A 2354-nucleotide genomic window follows, 5' to 3' on the forward strand; every position below is an offset into this window, starting at 1 on the left:
CACCTATCCGTTGCGCCCGGCCGAGGGCGCCGCCGTCACGTTGCGCCCGACCGGCCGGCAGGTCGCGATCGCCAGCACCGATCACCACGACGTCATGGATGCCGCCGCCGGAGACATCGCGCGCCAGGGCACGCTGGCCGAATTCCTGGCCCGTCCCGATTTCCTGAAAGGGGACGCCGTCGGTCCCGAACTGTACCGGCTGCCGCCCGGCGGGCAGACCGCCTGGGGGATGAGCATCGACCTGAATGCCTGCATCGGCTGCAATGCGTGCGTCGCCGCCTGCGGCGCGGAAAACAACGTGCCGGCGGTCGGCAAGGATGCCGTGCTGCATCAGCGCGAAATGCACTGGCTGCGCATCGATCATTATTTCGACGGGCCGGAGGACGCGCCCGACATCCGCCGGCAGCCGGTGCTGTGCATGCAGTGCGAGCAGGCGCCGTGCGAGGTCGTCTGCCCGTTCGGCGCGACCATGCACGATCAGGAGGGCCTGAACGTCATGGTCTATAATCGCTGTGCCGGCACACGCTTCTGTTCCAATAACTGCCCTTATCGCGTGCGGCGCTTCAATTACGGCGCCTATGCCGCCGCAGAACCGCGACCCGCGGAATCGCGCAATCCCGACGTGACCGTTCGCGCCCGGGGGGTGATGGAGAAATGCACGTTCTGCATCCAGCGGATCGCGCAGGCCCGGATCGCGCACGATATCGACGGCACCCCCGAGCAGGTCACCACCGCCTGCCAGGCCGCCTGCCCGACCCGGGCCTTCACCTTCGGCGACCTGAACGACCCGGCATCCGACGTGGCGCGGCGCAAGCGCAGCCCGCTGGATTACGTGCTGCTGCCCGAGCACAACACGCGGCCGCGGGTGACCTATGAGGCGCGAATCCGCAATCCCAACCCGGAGATCGGCACATGACCGGCACAGGCAAGGCGCCGCTGGTGGCCCCGGGCCAGACCGCGACCACGATGACCGACGCGGTCTGCGCCGTGCCGCTGGGCGGCGCGTCCTATCGCTGGTGGTGGGCGGCCTTCGTGCCCGCGCTGGCCCTGCTGGCGGGAATGGCGGTCGCGGTGGGGCGGCTGTTCTATCTGGGCATCCGGATCTGGGGGAACAACTGGCCCAATGTCTGGGGTTTCGACATTCTTTCCTATGTCTGGTGGATCGGGATCGCCAGCGGCGGCACGTTCATTTCGGCGTTCTTCTTTCTGGTGCGGGTGGAATGGCGCACCGCAATCAACCGCATCGCCGAGACGATGACCCTGTTCAGCGCGCTGTGCGCCGCGCTGTATCCGATCCTGCACCTGGGGCGGCCATGGTATTTCTACTGGCTGTTCCCGTATCCGAACACCATGGATCTGTGGCCGAATTTCAAAAGTCCGCTGATGTGGGACTTCATCGCCATCCTGACCTATGTCGTCGCGTCGGCGCTGTTCTGGCTGTTCGGGCTGCTGCCGGACCTGGCGACCTTGCGCGACCGGGCCGCGGGGCGGCGGACGCGGATCCTGTATGGCATCGCGGCGCTGGGCTTTCGCGGCGACGGCCGGCAATGGCGGCATTTCCGCGCCACCTATGCCGTGATGGCCGCGGTGATGGCGCCGCTGGTCTGTTCGGTCCACAGCGTGGTCGGGCTGGATTTCGCAGGCGGCGAGGCGGCGGGCTGGCATGCCAGCTTCTATCCGCCCTTCTTCGTCTTCGGGGCGGTGCTGTCGGGTTTTGCCGCCGTGCTGCTGCTGGTCATCCCGCTGCGGCGGATCTGGCGTTTCCACGCCTATATCACCGCGCGCCATATCGACGTGCTGTGCCGCCTGACCCTGACCGCCAGCCTGTGCGTCAGCTATGCCTATCTGGTCGAGATCTTTACCGTCTATTACGCGCAGGACGCGACCGAGCTGCGCATGTTCCACGAGCGTCTCTTCGGCTTCGATTCCGGCGTGTACTGGGCGACCATCGTGCTGAACTGCCTGTTGCCGCAGCTTTACTGGTGGCGCGCGGCGCGGCGGACGATCCCGACCGTGCTGGTCGTCTCGCTGGGCGCGGTGGTCGGGATGTGGCTGGAACGGTACGGCATCGTCATCCAGATCCCGCGCATCGGGCCGCTGCCGTCGTCGTGGGGCTATTACCACCCGACCCTGTGGGACTGGACCCTGTTCGCCGGCACGGTGGGGCTGTTCGCCACCGGCTTTCTGCTGACCATCCGCGTGGTGCCGGCGATTTCCATGTTCGAGATGCGCGCGCTGCTGCCCGCGCGGCGCGCATGAGCGGGACGCGCATGAGCGGGACAGGGCCCATGGCGCCGGCACATCCTGTCCGCCGCCATGTCCTGGGCGGCTTCGCCACCGCCGCGCAGCGCGAT

At 67.5% G+C, this 2354-nt stretch carries 2 protein-coding genes; both read left to right on the forward strand.

Features of this window, described 5'->3' with window-relative positions:
• On the forward strand, nt 1-916 hold a 916-nt coding region (locus HUK84_RS15225), incomplete at its 5' end, for a 4Fe-4S dicluster domain-containing protein (protein ID WP_176641039.1).
• Entirely contained in the window at nt 913-2259 is a 1347-nt protein-coding gene (gene nrfD / locus HUK84_RS15230) for an NrfD/PsrC family molybdoenzyme membrane anchor subunit (protein WP_176641040.1), read from the forward strand. The genes HUK84_RS15225 and nrfD, both read left to right, overlap by 4 nt.
• The last annotated feature ends 95 nt before the right edge of the window (nt 2260-2354 follow it).

Source organism: Nguyenibacter vanlangensis (genome assembly GCF_013376155.1).
GTDB classification, from domain to species: domain Bacteria; phylum Pseudomonadota; class Alphaproteobacteria; order Acetobacterales; family Acetobacteraceae; genus Gluconacetobacter; species Gluconacetobacter vanlangensis.

Coding starts and splice junctions, on each gene's coding strand:
- nrfD (WP_176641040.1), top strand. CDS start 913: ATGACCGGCACAGGCAAGGCGCCGCTGGTGGCCCCGGGCCAGACCGCG.